General features: G+C 72.1%; 16 protein-coding genes. 10 read left to right on the forward strand and 6 right to left on the reverse strand.

The window, feature by feature from the left end; translation table 11 throughout:
• Window positions 1-358: 358 nt before the first annotated feature.
• Window positions 359-1273, reverse strand: a complete 915-nt coding sequence (locus ACWEGE_RS41850) for a DNA recombination protein RmuC (RefSeq protein ID WP_449666045.1) — start codon at window positions 1271-1273, stop codon at window positions 359-361.
• Window positions 1274-1512: 239 nt separating this feature from the next.
• On the opposite strand from ACWEGE_RS41850, the gene ACWEGE_RS41855 reads away from it, so the two are divergent.
• Genes ACWEGE_RS41855 through ACWEGE_RS41865 form a run of 3 tightly spaced genes read left to right on the forward strand, consistent with a single transcriptional unit; the run spans window position 1513 to window position 5825 of the window.
• The gene (locus tag ACWEGE_RS41855; protein ID WP_449666046.1) at window positions 1513-2664 is read left to right on the forward strand and encodes a metallophosphoesterase family protein; all 1152 of its coding nucleotides are present in this window, start codon (window positions 1513-1515) and stop codon (window positions 2662-2664) included.
• Complete coding sequence (locus tag ACWEGE_RS41860) at window positions 2661-5612, forward strand: AAA family ATPase (RefSeq protein WP_449666047.1); 2952 nt, start codon at window positions 2661-2663, stop codon at window positions 5610-5612. The genes ACWEGE_RS41855 and ACWEGE_RS41860 overlap by 4 nt, the downstream gene beginning before the upstream one ends.
• Before the next feature lie 21 nt (window positions 5613-5633).
• A complete protein-coding gene (locus ACWEGE_RS41865) occupies window positions 5634-5825 on the forward strand; it encodes a DUF1737 domain-containing protein (RefSeq protein ID WP_449666048.1) in 192 nt (63 codons plus the stop codon).
• On the opposite strand, the gene ACWEGE_RS41870 is transcribed toward ACWEGE_RS41865, so the two are convergent.
• Window positions 5822-7207, reverse strand: a complete 1386-nt coding sequence (locus ACWEGE_RS41870) for a DNA-3-methyladenine glycosylase 2 family protein (RefSeq protein ID WP_449666049.1) — start codon at window positions 7205-7207, stop codon at window positions 5822-5824. The two genes, ACWEGE_RS41865 and ACWEGE_RS41870, sit on opposite strands and share 4 nt — an antisense overlap.
• Before the next feature lie 102 nt (window positions 7208-7309).
• Between ACWEGE_RS41870 and ychF the strand changes: the two genes are divergently transcribed.
• A complete protein-coding gene (ychF, locus tag ACWEGE_RS41875) occupies window positions 7310-8392 on the forward strand; it encodes a redox-regulated ATPase YchF (protein ID WP_449666050.1) in 1083 nt (360 codons plus the stop codon).
• 52 nt (window positions 8393-8444) lie between these two features.
• Here the strand turns inward: ychF and ACWEGE_RS41880 are convergent, their stop codons facing one another.
• From ACWEGE_RS41880 to ACWEGE_RS41890, 3 genes are all read right to left on the reverse strand, one after another.
• Window positions 8445-8981, reverse strand: a complete 537-nt coding sequence (locus ACWEGE_RS41880) for a hypothetical protein (RefSeq protein WP_449666051.1) — start codon at window positions 8979-8981, stop codon at window positions 8445-8447.
• The gene (locus ACWEGE_RS41885; protein ID WP_449666052.1) at window positions 8978-10048 is read right to left on the reverse strand and encodes a putative T7SS-secreted protein; all 1071 of its coding nucleotides are present in this window, start codon (window positions 10046-10048) and stop codon (window positions 8978-8980) included. The genes ACWEGE_RS41880 and ACWEGE_RS41885 overlap by 4 nt, the downstream gene beginning before the upstream one ends.
• Window positions 10049-10180: 132 nt before the next feature.
• On the reverse strand, window positions 10181-10573 hold the full coding sequence (locus ACWEGE_RS41890; protein ID WP_449666053.1) for an SseB family protein: 393 nt from the start codon (window positions 10571-10573) through the stop codon (window positions 10181-10183).
• A 298-nt stretch (window positions 10574-10871) separates the two neighbouring features.
• Here ACWEGE_RS41890 and ACWEGE_RS41895 point away from each other — a divergent pair, with 298 nt between their 5' ends.
• The 3 genes from ACWEGE_RS41895 to ACWEGE_RS41905 are packed head-to-tail and all read left to right on the forward strand — an operon-like array spanning window position 10872 to window position 12261.
• Window positions 10872-11462 carry an ArsR family transcriptional regulator gene (locus ACWEGE_RS41895; protein ID WP_449666054.1) on the forward strand — a complete coding sequence of 197 codons (591 nt, stop codon included), beginning with the start codon at window positions 10872-10874 and terminating at the stop codon, window positions 11460-11462.
• Window positions 11459-11926: a hypothetical protein gene (locus ACWEGE_RS41900; protein WP_449666055.1), complete on the forward strand. Its 468-nt coding sequence runs from the start codon at window positions 11459-11461 to the stop codon at window positions 11924-11926. The genes ACWEGE_RS41895 and ACWEGE_RS41900 overlap by 4 nt, the downstream gene beginning before the upstream one ends.
• Window positions 11926-12261, forward strand: coding sequence for a hypothetical protein (locus tag ACWEGE_RS41905; RefSeq protein WP_449666056.1), 336 nt, complete (start codon window positions 11926-11928; stop codon window positions 12259-12261). Before ACWEGE_RS41900 ends, ACWEGE_RS41905 begins: the two co-directional genes overlap by 1 nt.
• Window positions 12262-12665: 404 nt before the next feature.
• On the opposite strand, the gene ACWEGE_RS41910 is transcribed toward ACWEGE_RS41905, so the two are convergent.
• Window positions 12666-12950 (reverse strand): 4a-hydroxytetrahydrobiopterin dehydratase, encoded by a 285-nt coding sequence (locus ACWEGE_RS41910; RefSeq protein ID WP_449666057.1) that lies wholly within the window; start codon window positions 12948-12950, stop codon window positions 12666-12668.
• 160 nt (window positions 12951-13110) lie between these two features.
• Here ACWEGE_RS41910 and ACWEGE_RS41915 point away from each other — a divergent pair, with 160 nt between their 5' ends.
• From ACWEGE_RS41915 to ACWEGE_RS41925, 3 genes are all read left to right on the forward strand, one after another.
• Window positions 13111-14160: a thiamine ABC transporter substrate-binding protein gene (locus ACWEGE_RS41915; RefSeq protein WP_449666058.1), complete on the forward strand. Its 1050-nt coding sequence runs from the start codon at window positions 13111-13113 to the stop codon at window positions 14158-14160.
• Between the two features lie 77 nt (window positions 14161-14237).
• Complete coding sequence (locus tag ACWEGE_RS41920; RefSeq protein ID WP_449666072.1) at window positions 14238-15794, forward strand: ABC transporter permease; 1557 nt, start codon at window positions 14238-14240, stop codon at window positions 15792-15794.
• The gene (locus ACWEGE_RS41925) at window positions 15794-16801 is read left to right on the forward strand and encodes an ABC transporter ATP-binding protein (protein ID WP_449666059.1); all 1008 of its coding nucleotides are present in this window, start codon (window positions 15794-15796) and stop codon (window positions 16799-16801) included. Before ACWEGE_RS41920 ends, ACWEGE_RS41925 begins: the two co-directional genes overlap by 1 nt.
• The last annotated feature ends 15 nt before the right edge of the window (window positions 16802-16816 follow it).

Raw genomic sequence — 16816 nt, forward strand, 5'->3', positions numbered from 1 at the left:
CGTTGGGCTTCAGCCGGTGGACCTCGGGTCGGGTGGGTCCGGCCGCTCGCCTGCCGCAGACCTTGGGCTTCAGCCGGCGGACCTTGAGGTCGAGCGGATCCGACCGTTCGCCGGCCGCGGACGCTGGGCTCAAGCCGGCCGGTCCCGCTCGCCCACCGTGAACCACGGGGCCGTCCAGCCCAGCTCCGGCTCGCCCGGCCGCAAACCGCCCGTCCCCAACCTCCAAGCCCAGCCGGCCAGTCCCGCTAGCCCGCCGTGACCCGCGGGGCCGCCCAGCCCAGCTCCGGTCCATCCGGCTCCGGCCCGCCGCCCCGGCGCAAACCGCCCGGCCTTACCTCCTCAGCAGAACCCACGCGCCTCAACTGGCCGCCAGCTCATCCCCCTTCCGCACCGAAGGCACCGCAGCCGGGCTCCCCGACGCCTCGGTAAGCGGCGCAACCGTCGCCCGGAACGTCTCCAACGCCTCCAGCTCCCGCCTCCGCGCCGACAGGAACCTCTGCAGATGCGTGCTCGACAGGTTCAGCGCCTCCACCGCGCCGCCCGCCGCCCGGTGGGCCGCCGCCGCGCCGGCACGAACCTGCTCCACGTCCGCCTCCAGCGTGCGGTCGCTCGCCGCGAACAGCGCCGCCGAGGCCAGTACCCCGAAGCCCGTCGGGCCGCACAGGAACACCCTGCGGTCGATCAGCCAGCGCAGCAGCTCCGGGTCCGTGTCCAGCGCCGCGACCACCGCCGCGTCGGAGGGGACGAACATGATCGTTCCGTAGATCGCGTCCGCCCAGCGCTGGTAGCCCTTGCCCGCCAGCTCCGCCGCGCGGGAGCGGATCTGCCGCACGTGCGCGCGCAACGCGTCCAGCCGCTCGTCCGGGTCGTCCGTCTCCACCGCTTCGGACCACGTCGCCATGCTCGCCTTCGCGTCGACCGGGACCGTGCGGTCGCCGCCCACCCGCAGCACCATGTCCGGCTTCGCCGAGCCACCGCCGCCCAGGTCCGTCTGCAGGGTGAAGTGCAGGTCCTCGCGCAGCCCCAGCGCCCGCGCCGTCTCGACCAGCACCTGCTCGCCCAGCTCGCCCCGGCCGCTGATCGACGCGAACGCGACCTCGTAGCGCCGCAGCGCCAGCTGCTGCTGGTCGGCCTTGGCCCGCTCGGCCGCCACCAGCCGGGCCGCCGCGTCCGCCCGGCGCATCCCGTCCTGGTACAGCCGCCACAGCACCGCGACGGCGAACAGCAGCAGAACCGCGAGCACGATCGCCGCGGTCGTCAGCACTGTCGCCACTTCGCCTCCTCCGTCCGAACTCCGAACTGCGAGCCCCGGCCTCCGAGCTCGCAGACATCATGGCGGAGACCACCGACAAAAAACGCACCCGATCCGTCGCTCTGGGTAGCTGACCTGCGAACACATCGATTCCGCGAAGGGCGTGTCCGATCTTGCCCGCTCGTGTTAGTACACACGTTCGAGTGAGAAGGCGGCGTGCCTGCGCGAAATCGTCGGAGCCGGGTCGTACCTTGGCCCTCGTGAGACTCCTGCACACCTCCGACTGGCACGTCGGCCGCACGTTCCACGGCGCCGACCTGCTCGCGGAACAGGAAGCGGTGCTCGGGCACCTCGCCGACCTCGTGGCCGGCGAGGCGATCGACGCCGTCCTGGTGGCAGGCGACATCTACGACCGCGCGGTCCCCTCCGCCGAAGCCGTGCGGGTGGCGACGAAAGCGGTCGCCCGGATCCGCGCGGCGGGCGCGCAACTGGTCGTCACGCCCGGAAACCACGACTCGGCGCCCCGCCTCGGCGCGTTCGCGGAGTTCGCCGCGGCCGGCGGCCTGCACCTGCGCACCACCGTCGCCGGGCTGGCCGAACCGGTGCTCCTCGAAGACGAGAGCGGCCCGGTCGCCGTGTACGGCATCCCTTACCTGGAACCGGAACCGGCGCGCCACGCACTCGGCGTGCCGGAGGCGCGCGGCCACACCGGCGTGCTCACCGAGGCCATGCGCCGGATCCGCGCGGACCTCGAAACCCGGCCCGGCGTCCGGTCGGTGGTGCTCGCGCACGCGTTCGTCACCGGCGGCGAACCGACCGACTCCGAGCGCACGATCGCGGTCGGCGGCGTCGAGCAGGTGCCCGGCGCGGTCTTCGACGGCGTCGACTACGTGGCCCTCGGCCACCTCCACGGCCCGCAGACGCTCGCCGAGCACCTGCGGTACTCCGGCAGCCCGCTGGCGTACTCGTTTTCCGAGGCGCGCCAACGCAAGTCCGTCTGGCTGGTCGACCTGGACGAACACGGCCTGCGCGAAGTCAGGCGGCACGAGCTGCCGGTGCCGAGACCCCTCGCCACCCTCGAAGGCGAACTCGAGGAGCTCCTCGCGAACCCGGACCACGACCGGTACCTCGGCCACTTCCTCTCGGTCACGGTCACCGACCGGGTCCGCCCGGTCGACGCGATGCGGCGGCTGCGCGAGCGGTTCCCGTACGCGGTGCACCTGGAGTGGGAGCCCGCGGGCGGGCACGCCGGCGCCCCGCTGCGCTATTCCGACGCCGTCCGCGGCCGGTCCGACATCGAGGTCTCGCGCAGTTTCCTCGACGACTGCCGCGGCGCCCCGCCGACCGAGCGCGAAGAGCGGCTCCTGTTCCAGGCCCTCGAAGCGGCCGACCGGGGGGCCCTCGCGAAATGAGGCTGCACAGGCTGGAGGTCGAAGCCTTCGGGCCGTACTGCGCACGCGAAGTGGTCGACTTCGACGTGCTCGGCGCCGACGGTCTCTTCCTCCTGCACGGCGAAACCGGCGCAGGCAAGACAACGCTGCTCGACGCGATCGCGTTCGCGTTGTTCGGCGTGGTCCCCGGCGCCCGCAACGAGGCGAAGCGGCTGCGTTGCGACCTCGCCGAGCCCGACCAGGTCACCGAGGTCGCGCTGGAGCTCACCGTGCAGGGGCACCGGCTGAAGATCGTGCGCAACCCGGAGTACCAGCGGCCGAAGCGGCGCGGCGAGGGCACCACCACCCAGCAGGCAAGGGTGTCGCTGAGCTGGATCGGCACCGCGCCCGCCGGGCTCGCGCCGGAAGGCCTGATCCGGATCGAGGAGGTCGCGCGCACCGTCGAGCGCCTGCTCGGGATGACCGCGGCGCAGTTCTTCCAGGTCGTGCTGCTGCCCCAGGGCGAGTTCGCGCGCTTCCTGCGTTCGGACACCGCCGAGCGCGAGAAGCTCCTGGAGCGGCTGTTCGGCACCGAGCGCTTCGCCGACGTCGAACGCTGGTTCGCCGAGCTGCGTGCCGAGCGCGGCCGCGAGCTGGAAGCGCGCCAGCGGGACGTGCGCGAGCTGCTGGCCCGGTACGCGCAGGAGGCCCAGCAGGACCCGCCGGAGACGGGCGTGGCCGAGTGGGTCGACGCCGTGCTCACCGAGGCGGAAGCCCGGGTCGGGCAGGTGACGGCCGAGGAGGAGCGGGCGCGTTCGGCGGCGCGGCGGGCGGACGTCCACCTGCAGGAAGAGCGCGCGGGCGCGGAAAAGATCCGCCGCGTTCGCACGGCGCACCTGCGGCTGCTCGAAATCACCGAACAGGCGCCGCAGCGGGCCGAGTGGGCGCAGGAGGTCGCGGCCGCGCGGCGGGCGGCCGGCGTCGCCGTCGAGGCGGACCTGCTGGATCGGCGGGTCGCCGAACTGGCCGAAGCCGAACAGGGGGAGAAGGCCCGCGGGGCCAGGTTGCGGGAGTTCGGCACCCGGGCGACCGGTGACCTGAAGGCCCGGGCGGCTGCCGCACACGAAGAGGCGGGCGCGGTCGCGGAGCTGGTCGCCGAGGCCGAACAGCAGGCGCTCGACGTCATGCGGCGGGACGACCGGAAACTCGCCGCCGTCACGGCGAAGCAGCAGGTCGAGGCCTTGGCCGGCGAACTGGCCGCGATCCCCGGCCAGCTGGCGAAGCTGCGCGCGGACGCCCTGGCCGCGGCCGAAGCCGAGGCCAAGCTCGATGGCGCCAAGGCGAAGGTGGACGAGTTGCGCGCCTTCGCCCGCGACGCGGCCGAGCTGCCGGAGGCGCGGGCGAAGGTCCAACGCGGCGAGGCGAAGCTCCGCGAAGTCGTCGACGAGCACCAGGCGGCCCGGCAGCGCCGGCTCGACCTGCGCGAGCGGCGGCTCGACGGGATGGCGGCCGAGCTGGCCGCCGCACTGGCCGATGGCGCGCCGTGCCCGGTGTGCGGCTCGGCCGAACACCCGGCGAAGGCGACCCGGGACGTCGAGCTGGTCGACCCGGCCGAGGAACGCGCGGCCGAGGAAGCCGAGCAGGCGGCGGACGCGCTGCGGCAGCGGGTCGTCGTCGCGCTGGAAGAGGCGAAGGCGCGCCTGGCCGGGCTGGTCGAGCGGCTGGCGGGCCGCACGGCCGAGTCGATCACCGCCGAGCTGGCGGAAGCCCGGGCCACCGTCGCCGCGCTCACCGAGCAGGCCGCGGCCAAGGCGAAGCTCGGACAGCAGGTCATCCTGCTGGAGCGCGACCTGGAAGCCAGGACAGAACGCCTTCGCCGCGCCGAACAGGCGGAGACGGAAGCCACGACCGACGTCCGCGCCCTGGAAGAGCGGCTCGCCGAGCGGGAGCGCCGCCTGGTCGCCGGGCGGGGCGAATTCGCGGACGTCGGCGCGCGGCGGCAGCACCTCCTCGGCCTGGCCGAGGCCCTGGAGGCGGTCGCCGAGGCGCGCACGGCGGTGGCCGGCGCCCGCGAACGCGTCACCCAGCAGCGCGTGCTGGTCGAGGCGGCGGTGGCGGCGAAGGGGTTCACGTCGCTGAAGAAGGCGCGGGCCGCGATGCTGCCGGACGAGCAGATCGAGAAGCTGGAGCAGGGCATCGCCGACGCCGAGGCGGCCGCGGCGGGTGCGCGGGCGCTGCTCGCCGAGCCGGACCTGTTCGGCATCTCGCCGGACGACGTCGCGGACGTCGGCCGCGCGGCCGACGCGGTCCAGCTGGCCCGGGCCCGCGCCGATTCCGCGTACGCGGCGCTGCGGGCGGTCACCGCGCAGCACGAGGAGCTGACCCGGCTGGCCGGGTTGCTGCGGGCCGCCCTGGCCGGGCTCGCCCCGGCCGAAGCGGAGTACGCCGAGCTGCGGGCCCTCGCGGAGGTTGTCAACGGGCGCGGGCAGAACAGCCGCAAGATGTCGCTGCGGTCGTACGTGCTGGCGGCGCGGCTCGAAGAGGTCGCCGTCGCGGCCACGCACCGGCTGCGCACGATGAGCCAGGGCCGGTACTCGTTCGTGCACTCGGACGCGGCCGGCGCGCGCGGCACCCGCGGCGGGCTCGGCATCGACGTGCTGGACGACTACTCGGGCACCATCCGCCCGGCGAAGACCTTGTCCGGTGGCGAGTCGTTCCTCGCGTCGCTGGCCCTCGCGCTGGGGCTGGCCGACGTGGTCGCGGGGGAGGCCGGTGGCGCCCTCCTCGACACGCTGTTCGTCGACGAGGGGTTCGGCACGCTCGACGCCGAAACCCTCGACGTCGTGATGAACATCCTCGACGAGCTGCGGGCCGGTGGGCGGGTCGTCGGGCTCGTGTCGCACGTCGAGGAGCTGCGGCAGCGCATCCCCACCCGGCTGCGCGTCCGCAAGTCCCGCACGGGCTCGACATTGGAGGTGCGCGCGGGCTGATCACTCGGCCAAGATGAAGCCATGACCGACCAGCCGCCGAACGGCATGCCCCGCTACCGCCTGCTCACCGGCCCGGACGACGCCAAGTTCTGCCACCGGGTCAGCGAGGCGCTGGAGCTCGGCTACCGCCTGTACGGCTCGCCGGCGGCGACCTACGACGGCGAGCAGGTCATCGTCGCCCAAGCCGTGCTGTGGCAGGGCGAACAGGGCTAGCCGGCCGCGCGCCGGAGGTACATCCCGGCGTAGGAACACCACGGCGTCCACTCGCGGGCGCGCTCGTCGAGCGCAGCCGGCGCGATGCCCAGTGCTTCGGCACCGCGGCGGACGGCGGGGTCGTCGGCGAGCAGCACGTCCGGGGCACCGAGCACCCGCATCACCACGTAGTCCGCGGTCGACGGGTCGACGCACGTCAGCAGCTCCGCTCGCAGTTCCGCCGCGTCCCGGCCGACGTGCACGTCCAGCCGGCCTTCCGCCACCGCGACGACAGCAGGGTGGCCCGGCATGGCCGTGGCGACCTGGGCCGCGGTCGGGAACAGCCTCGTCACGCCCCACTCGCCCGGTACTTCGTCGCCGAGCGGGAGCTCCTCACGTCGGAGCGCGGCGCGTAGCAGCAGTTCCTCGCCGTCCACCGCGCCCGGCACCCGGATCCCCGGCACGGCGGTGACCACCGGAGCCAGCGCCGGGTCCGCGCCGAGGACGCGGGTGACCGCCGCGGGGTCGGCGTCGAGGTCGAGCAGCCGGCGCACCCGGCTGACCGCGCTGCCGAGGTCGCGCAGGTCGGTGAGCATCAGCTCGCAGAGCACGTGGTCGGACGAAGGCGTCAACCGCACGACGCCGGTGCCGTGGGAGAGCCGCAGCGAGCGCGCGTACGCCTCCGACGTCACGTCCTCGACGCCCGACACCGCGTGGTCCGCGAAGAAGCGAAGCAACCCCGAAGCGTCGAAGGGCGGCCGGAACGGCAGCCGCAGGCTGAGCCGCGTCCCGGTCACCTCGCTCTGCCGCCCGCGCCGGGAAGCCGCGGAGACGCGAAGCTGCGAAGGCGTCGTCGCGAACACCTCGCGGATCGTCTCGTTGAACTGCCGCACGCTGGAGAAGCCCGCCGCGAACGCGACGTCCGTCAGCGGCAGCTCGGACACCTCGATGAGCAGCCGCGCCGAGTGCGCGCGGTGTGCCCGGGCCAGCGCGAGCGGCCCGGCGCCCAGCTCGGCGGTCAGCACCCGGCCGAGCTGGCGCTCCGAGTAGCCGAGCCGCCGCGCGAGGCCCGGAACGCCTTCGCGCTCGACGGTCCCGTCGGAGATCAGGCGCATCGCGCGCGCGGCCAGGTCGGCGCGTACGTTCCAGTCCGGCGAGCCGGGCACGGCATCCGGCAGGCAGCGGCGGCAGGCGCGGAAGCCGTTGGCCTGCGCGGCCGCCGACGTCGGGAAGAAGCGGACGTTCTGCACCTTCGGCGTCGACGCCGGGCAGGACGGGCGGCAGTAGATCCCGGTGGTGCGGACCGCCATGATGAACTGGCCGTCGAAGCGCGAGTCGCGGGCGGTGACCACGCGGTAGCAGCGTTCGGCGTCGCGCCAGAGTGAGAGCGTTTCGGTGACCATTGCGCCGAGCATGCCAGCAGGTCAGCGCCGTCGCTGGCGGAAATCCGCCACGGCGCTGGGTGCGTGGGGCCCGGGCGGGGCAGCCACGTAGACTGCGGGGTCGTGAGCCTCACCCTCGGTATCGTCGGCCTGCCCAACGTCGGCAAGTCCACCCTGTTCAACGCGCTGACCCGCAACGACGTGCTCGCCGCGAACTACCCGTTCGCGACGATCGAGCCGAACGTCGGTGTCGTGCCGCTGCCGGACCCGCGGCTGGACAAGCTGGCCGAGCTGTACAAGTCGGAGAAGACGGTCCCCGCCGTGGTGTCCTTTGTGGACATCGCGGGCATCGTGAAGGGCGCGTCCGAGGGCGCCGGGCTGGGCAACAAGTTCCTGGCGAACATCCGTGAGGCCAACGCGATCTGTCAGGTCATCCGCGTGTTCGACGACCCGGACGTGGTGCACGTCGACGGCCGGATCGACCCGTCGAGCGACATCGAGACGATCAACACCGAGCTGATCCTCGCCGACCTGCAGACCCTCGACAAGGCGCTGCCGCGGCTGGAGAAGGAAGCGCGGACGAAGAAGGAGAACAAGCCCGCGCTCGACAACGCCCAGAAGGCGAAGGAAATCCTCGACGCCGGGCGCACGCTCTTCCAGGCCCAGAAGGAAGTCGACTTCGACGCGCTGCGCGAGCTGAGCCTGCTGACGACGAAGCCGTTCCTGTACGTCTTCAACGCGGACGAGTCGGTGCTCACCGACGAGGCCCGCCGCGAGGAGCTGACCAAGCTGGTCGCGCCGGCGGACGCGGTGTTCCTCGACGCGAAGGTCGAGGCGGAGCTGCTGGAGCTGGACGACGAGGAGTCGGTGCGCGAGCTGCTCGAGTCGGTCGGCCAGCCGGAGCCGGGCCTGTACTCGCTGGCCCGCGCGGGTTTCCACACGCTCGGCCTGCAGACGTACCTGACGGCGGGCCCGAAGGAGTCCCGCGCCTGGACGATCCCCCAGGGCGCAACGGCCCCCCAGGCGGCGGGCGTGATCCACACGGACTTCGAGCGCGGCTTCATCAAGGCGGAGATCGTCTCCTACGACGACCTGATGGAGGCGGGCTCAATGGCGGCGGCGAGGGCGGCGGGCAAGGTCCGCATGGAGGGCAAGGACTACGTCATGGCCGACGGCGACGTGGTGGAGTTCCGCTTCAACGTCTGACGCGTGGTGGCCGGTTCGCGCGGCTGGTGAGTCGTCCTGCTCGGTTCCGCGCTCACCAGGTGCTGACGAGCGACCTGGCCGCGGCGCCGGCATCCTGGCCCGAAAGCTGCGCGGCCATGGCGGTCTTCAGTGCGGCTGTCGCCTGCCCGAAGATCATCTCGGACGAATTGACCAGGTCGAAGCCTGCGCGGTCGATCGTGAGGGTCCCCGCCGGGAGGCCGGGCCCCTCGCTGAGCGCACTGGACACTGCTCGGGCGAACTCGACGGGCAGCCCCACGGTGAACGGTTCCTGCCACAGCTCGCTCGTGCAGGCCGGCTCCTCGTCGGCGTCGAACAAGCCGAAGGTCGCCACGGCCACGGCGAACTGCGTCTGGTCGCCCCGGCCGGGCGTGAACTGTCCGCCGACAAGAGCGCGTGGAGCGAGGCCACCGAACCGTCGCAGGACTTCGACGTGCATCCGGACCGGGTTCGCCACGGCGCCGATGGCCGGCCGGGACGACCGCAGCCATTCTGCGGCCGGGTATGCCGCTGGGTGATCGCCTTCGTCGATCGCGACGAGGCCGTGTCGTTCCACTTCAACGATCGTCATCGCGGTCCCAACCCGTTCATCTTCCGCCACCACGGACCGAACAAGGGTTCCTGGTCGATCACGTCAGGATCATAATTCTTGCCGGGAGGATGGGTCTGCAAAGCCTCGGCGTGCGCTTCTTCGTAGCCCATCCCGTCATCCATCAGCTTCGCCTCGAGCGTTTCCGGGGTGCCGCTCTCTCCCGGGAGACCGCGCTCCGAATCGGGCTCGTGCTCGCCGTGCCCGGGTGCGCGCTCCTTGAGCAGCTTTCCCGCACCGAACGCGGTGAACCCAAGCGGCATGTTGCCGGTGATCTTGCCCAATGCGCGGTCGCCGTGGCCATTGGCCCAGTCGTCCCAGGCGACCATCTCTTTGAACGTGTCGACCGGATGCGCGATGTTGTGCGCCATCGATGCGACGACTTCAGCCGGATCCGCGAGGATCTGGTAGAGGCCTCCACCTGCCTCCTTGATGCTGTCCCAGATGCCGCCGAAAAAGTTCGCATCGGACTGCCTCCGGGAGTCCTGCGGCGCAACTGCTCCCTCATAGCGGAGTGCGTCAGCCGTCAGGTTGCCTACGCTCGCCAACTGCTGCCGAGCGCGGTTCAGAATGTCCCGCGCGGCTTGGCGTTGGGCCTCGCCGGGGTCGGTGAACGGCGGGGCCTGCACCACGGTCGGGTCACCGTGTTGTGCGTTCGCCCTGGTCTTCGCGTCGGCATCGGCGACAGCGCGATCATGGTCGGTCTTCGCTTGCTGGGTGGCGTTGTCGCCCTGCTGCCACTGGGCGATGGCTTCGGCTGCCTGCCCCTGCGCCCAGGAGAGACAGTTCGCGAAGTCCGTCAGCGCGAGAACGGCGTTGTCCAGCGAGTCGCCGGCCTGCCCCCAACGAGGCACCTCGGTCTGATGGTCCTCGTGAAACTTGTCCGCCGCTGGTCCCTGCCAGGCGCCGGTGTCGATCCGCCGGAGCGCGTCCCCGACCGCGTGGGCCGTCTTGGCTCGCTCGCTCAGTACTCGGGCGTTCTCGAACACGGCTGGCGGATCGCCGGGGATCAAGGCCTTCGGATCGGCCGTCTGGCCGAGCTCCGCCATCAGACAGCGCCAATCGTCGGCTCGTCGGGCGAGACTGCGTCCCACCCGGGATCGGACTTCAGAGCCGCTGTGTTGGTGTGCTCGATCGCCCGGTAGGCGGATGCTGCCTTGCCGAGTAGGTCCCCGAGGTCACTACTCCGTCTTACGTCCCCGCTCTCCCGCGTGTGCCCATGCCCGCGCGATGAGTTCCGGTGGCGCCATCCGAGACAGGACCGGGAACCGGTGCGCATCGTCGGGGTCGACCATCAGACCCACACCAGGCGGAACCAGTTCCAAAAGATCCGCACCCGTTGTAGTGAAGTAGTCGCACTTGCCCACGTGTGCGGCCAGCCGTTCGAGTGTCGTGAAGACGGCCATCCATTTGCCGCGTTCGCCAAGGTCGGTCACCAGCAGGGCCTGCTCCTCCGGTCGCTGTGCGTAGACCAACGCGCTCACGAACGCGTCGACGAAGTCACCTGGACCCCGGTTGCCACTCCAAACCTGCTGCGCAACGATCGCCAGCCGGAGCCTCAGCCGCTTCGTCACGTTTCACGCTCGATACAATACTTGCTGTAACCGGCCTGCTCAACGTGCGAACGCAGCGGCGAGGAGCCGGCTCAGGTCGCCTTTCTCGTGGTTGCGGAACGCGCTCGGTGGTTCGCCTGCCGTTCTTGGCGCGAGAAGGTCCTGGATCGCGCCGCGAGACTCGGCGTGCGAGGCCCGACGAATCAGCCAATCCGTGAACTGACTTATTGGCACCAGGACTGCGTTGTCAGGCCGAGTTTCGCCGCAACATCTGATCACCGTTTGTTACTTTCACTGGACGCAGGATATGCTGCGTCCAATGAAAGCTTCGCCGAGCTTGCTCCCCCTGCTCCGCTCACGCATGCAGGGCGAGCTGCTCGCGCTGGTCCTCCTGCACCCGGAGCGGGAGTACAGCATCACCGAGCTCGCCGAGGCGTTCGGCGTCTCGGCGACGACCGTGCTGCGCGAGGTCGAACGGCTCGTCGGCGGCGGCATCCTGGAAGACCGGCGCGTGGGCCGGAGCCGGCTCGTCAAGGCCCGCACGGACACCCCGCTCTACCGGCCGCTGAGCGAGGTCATCTCGGTGACCTTCGGGCCGATGCCGCTGCTCGCCGAGGCGCTGTCCGGCCTGGCGGGCATCAGCGAGGCCTACATCTACGGCTCCTGGGCCGCCCGCTACCGCGGTGAACCCGGGCCGCCCCCAGGTGACGTCGACGTCCTCGTCGTCGGCGAACCGGATCCGGACGCGCTGTTCGACCTGGCCGAGGCCGTGTCGCGCCGGCTGGGCCGGGAGGTCAACGTCCACCGGATTTCGCCGGCGGCGTGGGCTGCGGACAGCGCGGATCCCTTCCTCACCAGCGTGCGTGAACGTCCGCTGGTCGCGCTGTCTCTCGAGCAGGAGGCCCGATGACCCGCTGGAACCAGGGCCGCGCCACGATCGACGCGCTCCTCGCGCGCGGCTCCCTCGAACGCGTCCCGGCCTCGCGGGAGGCCGCGGAGGCGGAGATCGCCAGGGCCCGTACGCACGTCGCTTCGGCGCGGCAGCTGCTGGACTCGGACCCGGAGGGTGCGTACACGCTGGCGTACGACGGTGCCCGCCGGGCGCTTGCGGCCGTCCTGCAGAACCAGGGCCTGCGCGCGACCAGCCGTGGCGGCCACGTCACCGTCTACGAAGCGGTTCTCGCGCAGCTCGATCCACCGCTGGGACCACTGCTGCGGCCCTTCAACCGGATGCGGGCCCGGCGCAACGAAATCGCCTACCGGTCCTCCGAAGCACCTTCGGTGACGCCCGAGGACGTGACGGCCGACGTGGCCAAGGTCGACGAGCTCATCGGGCTCGCCGAGAAGACCATCCCGAACATGTCCCGCTACTGATGGCGGAGAACCGCCCGCTGACCGCGAACGAGCGGGCGGCACTGGACACGCTGCTCGCGGCGGACTTCCCCGGCGCCGCCGAACTGCGGGCCCAGGCACGCACGGCCCGGGTGATCGGACGGTGCGGCTGCGGGTGCCCGAGCATCAACCTGGAGGTCGACCGGACCCTGCCGGTCGCGGCGATCGTCGACGACCCGGTCGCGATCGAAGCCGGCGCACCCGGCGGCGGGCTCATCGTGTTCGCCGAAGACGGACGGTTGTCCTGCCTCGAGTACTGGACCGTCGAAGACGAGCCCCCGGCGGACTTCCCGCCGCCGGCGCAGATAACCCGGTGACCTGCCGGACCCGCGGACCCGGCAGGCCGGAGCGAACTAGCCGAGCAGGCCCAGCAGCGCGATCGCGATCAACACCACCGCGGGGGCGAGGGCGTTGATCCAGGCGCGCTGGGCAGCGGTCAGAGTGCTGTTCATGGGGCGTTCCTCAAGGCGAAAACCGATGCTTCCGCAGGAACAGCGCGCTGATCATGCCCGGCGTTAGCCGCTGTGATCGAACTCTCAGCCGTCCAGGTGACGGCGGTTGCGGGCGGTGAACCAGAGCACCCCGCCGGCCGCCGCCACCATCGTCGCGAACGCCGCCGTACCGACCACGATTGCCTGAGTCATCTCTCGTCTCCCTCCCAAAGGTTCCGGTAACCGAGAGACGTCCAAGGCAAGAGAAAGTGCACCCAGAGTAACCGGGATCACACGGAGGCGAGCACCGCGTCGATCTGGGCCGCGAGAGAGAAGTCCTTCTCCGTCAAGCCGCCCGCCGAATGCGTGGAGAGCCGGAACGTCAGCGTGCGCCAGCGGATGTCGATGTCCGGGTGGTGGTCGGCGGCTTCGGCGAGTTCCGCCACCCGGTTCACCACCTCGATCGCCTGGGGGAAGCTCGCCAGCTCCACCTCGCGGGAGATCTCCGCGCCGGACCGCGTCCAGCCCGCCCGCAGGGAACGATCAGCCTCTGAGTCGCTCAAGATTTCCGTCATGCCTCCATCGTCCTGCGTCCTCGACTACGCTGCACGGTTGCCACGGGAGTCCGGTGAGCCGGGCTGAGAGGCGGGTCACCCGCGACCGTTCGCACCTGACCGGATCATGCCGGCGACGGGAGGGCTCCCCTTCCGCGTCCGGCGAAGTGCAGGAGGGTAGATGAAACGCAGGGCTGTTCGCGCCGCGACGGCCATCGCCGCCGTCAGCGCCGTCGCCACGGCGTGCTCGCTGTCGGCCGGTGACGGTGGTACGCAGCAGACGCCCACCGTCACCCTCGTGACGCACGACTCCTTCCTGGCGCCGCAGGAGGTGCTCGACGCCTTCCAGAAGCAGTCGGGCATCAAGGTCTCCGTGCTCAAGCAGGGTGACGCCGGATCGCTGACCAACAAGCTCGTGCTGACGAAGGCCAACCCGATCGGCGACGTCGCGTACGGCGTCGACTCCACCTTCGCCTCCCGGGCGCTCGGCGAGGGCGTCTTCGAGCCCTACACCAGCCCCGAGGCCGATCGCGGGCCGCAGCGCTACGCCGTCGACCCGGAGCATCGCCTCTCCGCGGTCGACGTCGGCGACGTCTGCGTCAACGTCGACAAGAACTACTTCGCCACCAAGGGCATCCCGGCGCCGGCGAGCTACGACGACCTGGCCGACCCGAAGTACAAGGACCTGCTGGTCGCCGAGGACCCGGCGACGGCATCGCCCGGGCTGGCGTTCCTCCTCGGCACCGTCGCCAAGTACGGCGAGACCGGCTGGAAGGACTACTGGACGAAGCTGAAGGCCAACGGCGTCAAGGTGGTCAGCGGCTGGGAAGAGGCCTACACCAAGCAGTTCTCCGGCTCGTCCGGCAAGGGCCCGCGGCCGATCGTCGTCTCGTACGCGTCCTCGCCCGCCGCCGAAGTCGGCGACGACGGGAAGCCGCGCACCGAGGCGCTGCTCGACACCTGCTACCGGCAGGTCGAGTACGCCGGCGTGCTGGCCGGCGGCAAGCAGGTCGAGAACGCCCGCAAGGTCGTCGACTTCCTGCTCTCCCAGCAGTTCCAGGCGACGGTCGCGGCCAACATGTACGTCTACCCGGCGCGTCAGGGCGTCGACCTGCCGCAGGGCTGGGCGCAGGTCGCGCCGCTGCCGCAGAAGCCGCAGACGCTGCCCGCGGACCAGGTGCAGGCCGGACGCGAGAAGTGGATCGGCGAATGGCGCACGCTCGTGCAGTGACACTGCCGTCCGAGGCGCCGCCCCGGAGCACCCGGAAGGCGCGGACCGCTCGCGGCCTCGGCCTGGCGCTGCTCGGCCTGGCCCCGATCGGCTTCCTGGTGGTGTTCTTCGCCTGGCCGGTCGTCGCGATCATCGGCCGCGGGTTCGCCGCGGGCGGGCTCGACGTCGTCCTGAGCGACCCGCGGACCTGGCAGCTGGCCGGGTTCACCGTCGCGAGCGCGGCCGCGTCGACGGTGGTCGCGGTGCTCGCCGGGCTGCCGGTGGCGTTCCTGCTGGCGCGGGTGCGGCTGCCCGGCGTCGGCCTGGCGCGGACGCTGGTGCTCGTGCCGTTCGTGCTGCCGACCGTGGTCGTCGGGCTGGCCTTCCGGGCGCTGTGGCCGGACGGCGGCGTGCTGCCGATCGTGCTGGCGAACGCCTTCTTCAACGTCGCCGTCGTCGCGCGGACCGTCGCCGGGCTGTGGGCGCGGCTGGATTCGCGGACGACCGACGCCGCCCGCGCGCTGGGCGCCTCGCCGTGGCGGGCCTTCCGGTCTGTGACGCTGCCCGCGCTGGCCCCCGCGATCGCGTCCGCCGCGGCGGTGGTGTTCCTGTTCTGCGCCACCAGTTTCGGGGTCGTCCTGATCCTCGGCGGCGGCCGCTACCGGACCCTGGAAACCGAGATCTACCTGCGGACGGTCGACCTCCTGGACCTTTCTGGTGCGGCGGCGCTCTCGCTGATCCAGTTCGCGGCGGTGGTCGCCGCGCTGGTGCTCGGCGGGCTGGCGCGGCGGCGCAAGGAGGGCGCGAGGACCGGCTCCGCCGGTGCCCGGCGGCCGCGGGGCGGCGAATGGTGGGTCGTCGGTGCCGCGGGCGTCGTGCTGGCGTTGCTGGTGACGCCGATCGCGGCGCTCCTCGCCGAATCGGTGTCCACTGAGGACGGCTGGAGCCTCGCCGGGTACCGGGCCCTGACGAGCACCGGCGAGAAGGGCGCGCTCCAGGTGTCCGGCTGGGACGCCGCGCTGAACTCGCTGAAGGTGGCCATCGACGCCACCCTGCTCGCGATGGTCGTCGGCGTGCTCGCGTCCGTGGTGCTGGTGGCGCTGCGCCGGTCGCCCGCGAAAGCCGCGCGGGGCCTCGGCGAGACGATGGACGCCGTCCTGATGCTGCCGCTCGGGGTGTCCGCGGTGACCGTCGGGTTCGGCTACCTGGTGACGCTCGACGCGCTGCCGGGCGACCTGCGGACGTCGCCCTACCTGGTGCCGCTGGCCCAGGCGCTGGTGATCATCCCGCTGGTCGTGCGGATGGTGCTGCCGGTGCTGCGCTCGGTCGACGTCCGGCTGCGGCAGGCCGCGGCCACGCTCGGGGCCAGCCCGCTGCGGGTGTGGCGGGAGATCGACCTGCCGCTGACGCTGCGGCCGCTGGTGGCGGCGGCGGGGTTCGGCTTCGTCGTGGCCCTCGGCGAGTTCGGCGCGACGAGCTTCCTCGCCCGGCCGACGGCGCCGACGCTGCCGGTCGCGGTGGCGACGCTGATGGCGCGCCCGGGTGAGCTGAACAACCAGATGGCGTACGCGGCGTGCGCGCTGCTGATGCTCGTGACGGTGCTGGCGGTCGCGCTGATCGACCGGCTCGGGCGCGGCGGGGTGGGAGAGTTCTGATGGCGCTGTCGGTACGGGACCTGACTGTCCACTACGGAGCGTTCGCGGCGGTCCGCGACGCTCGCTTGGACATCGCCGACGGCGAGGTGCTGGCGCTGCTCGGCCCGTCGGGCTCGGGCAAGTCGACGCTGCTGCGCGCGATCACCGGCCTCGAGCCGTCGGCGCGCGGCTCGGTGAGCTGGGACGGCGAGGACCTCGGCGCGGTCCCGGTGCACCGGCGCGGCTTCGGCCTGGTGTTCCAGGACGGCCAGCTGTTCACCCACCGAGACGTCGCCGCGAACATCGCCTTCGGCCTGCGCATGCACGGGGTGCCCCGCGCGCAGTGGGCGCCGCGGGTGGCCGAGCTGCTGGAGCTGGTGGGCCTCTCCGGTTTCGAGAAGCGGCGGGTGACGGAGCTGTCCGGCGGGCAGGCCCAGCGGGTCGCGCTGGCCAGGGCGCTGGCCCCGAAGCCGCGGTTGCTGCTGCTCGACGAGCCACTGTCCGGTTTGGACGCGGGCTTGCGCGAGCAGCTGGCGATCGACCTGGCGGACCTGTTGCGGCGCAGCAAGATCACCGCCCTGCTGGTGACGCACGACCAGGAGGAGGCCTTCACGCTGGCCGACCGGGTGGCGGTGCTCGACGCGGGCGAGGTCCGCCAGGAGGGCGCGGTCCGCCGCGTCTGGCGCAACCCGGCGGACGACGGCGTGGCCCGGTTCCTGGGCGTGACGACGTTCTTGGCCGGCCACGCGACCGGCGGGGTCGTGCGCACTGCCTTGGGTGAAGTGGCACTGCCGGACGTCGCCGACGGCCCGGTGCGCCTGGGCTTGCGGCCGCACGCCCTGCACGTCGCTGCCGAAGGGGTGCCGGGCGAGGTGGTCGCGGCGGTGCACCGGCGGGAACACGTCCGGCTGGTGGTGAAGCTGGCCGAGTCCACTGTGGACGCGGTCGCCCCGGCGGCGGCGGACCTGCGGGCGGGGGACGCGGTGAAGCTGCGGTTCGACCCGGACGGCGTCGCGCTGGTCGGTTAGCCGTCCGGGGCGAGC

The sequence above is a fragment of the Amycolatopsis sp. NPDC004747 genome, assembly GCF_053601335.1.

Bases quoted from the DNA above. Each gene is read 5' to 3' on its own strand.
- ACWEGE_RS41860 (WP_449666047.1), top strand. From the start codon at position 2,661: ATGAGGCTGCACAGGCTGGAGGTCGAAGCCTTCGGGCCGTACTGCGCA.
- ACWEGE_RS41865 (WP_449666048.1), top strand. From the start codon at position 5,634: ATGACCGACCAGCCGCCGAACGGCATGCCCCGCTACCGCCTGCTCACC.
- ACWEGE_RS41870 (WP_449666049.1), bottom strand. From the start codon at position 7,207: ATGGTCACCGAAACGCTCTCACTCTGGCGCGACGCCGAACGCTGCTAC.
- ACWEGE_RS41880 (WP_449666051.1), bottom strand. From the start codon at position 8,981: ATGACGATCGTTGAAGTGGAACGACACGGCCTCGTCGCGATCGACGAA.
- ACWEGE_RS41885 (WP_449666052.1), bottom strand. From the start codon at position 10,048: ATGGCGGAGCTCGGCCAGACGGCCGATCCGAAGGCCTTGATCCCCGGC.
- ACWEGE_RS41895 (WP_449666054.1), top strand. From the start codon at position 10,872: ATGAAAGCTTCGCCGAGCTTGCTCCCCCTGCTCCGCTCACGCATGCAG.
- ACWEGE_RS41900 (WP_449666055.1), top strand. From the start codon at position 11,459: ATGACCCGCTGGAACCAGGGCCGCGCCACGATCGACGCGCTCCTCGCG.
- ACWEGE_RS41905 (WP_449666056.1), top strand. From the start codon at position 11,926: ATGGCGGAGAACCGCCCGCTGACCGCGAACGAGCGGGCGGCACTGGAC.
- ACWEGE_RS41910 (WP_449666057.1), bottom strand. From the start codon at position 12,950: ATGACGGAAATCTTGAGCGACTCAGAGGCTGATCGTTCCCTGCGGGCG.
- ACWEGE_RS41915 (WP_449666058.1), top strand. From the start codon at position 13,111: ATGAAACGCAGGGCTGTTCGCGCCGCGACGGCCATCGCCGCCGTCAGC.
- ACWEGE_RS41925 (WP_449666059.1), top strand. From the start codon at position 15,794: ATGGCGCTGTCGGTACGGGACCTGACTGTCCACTACGGAGCGTTCGCG.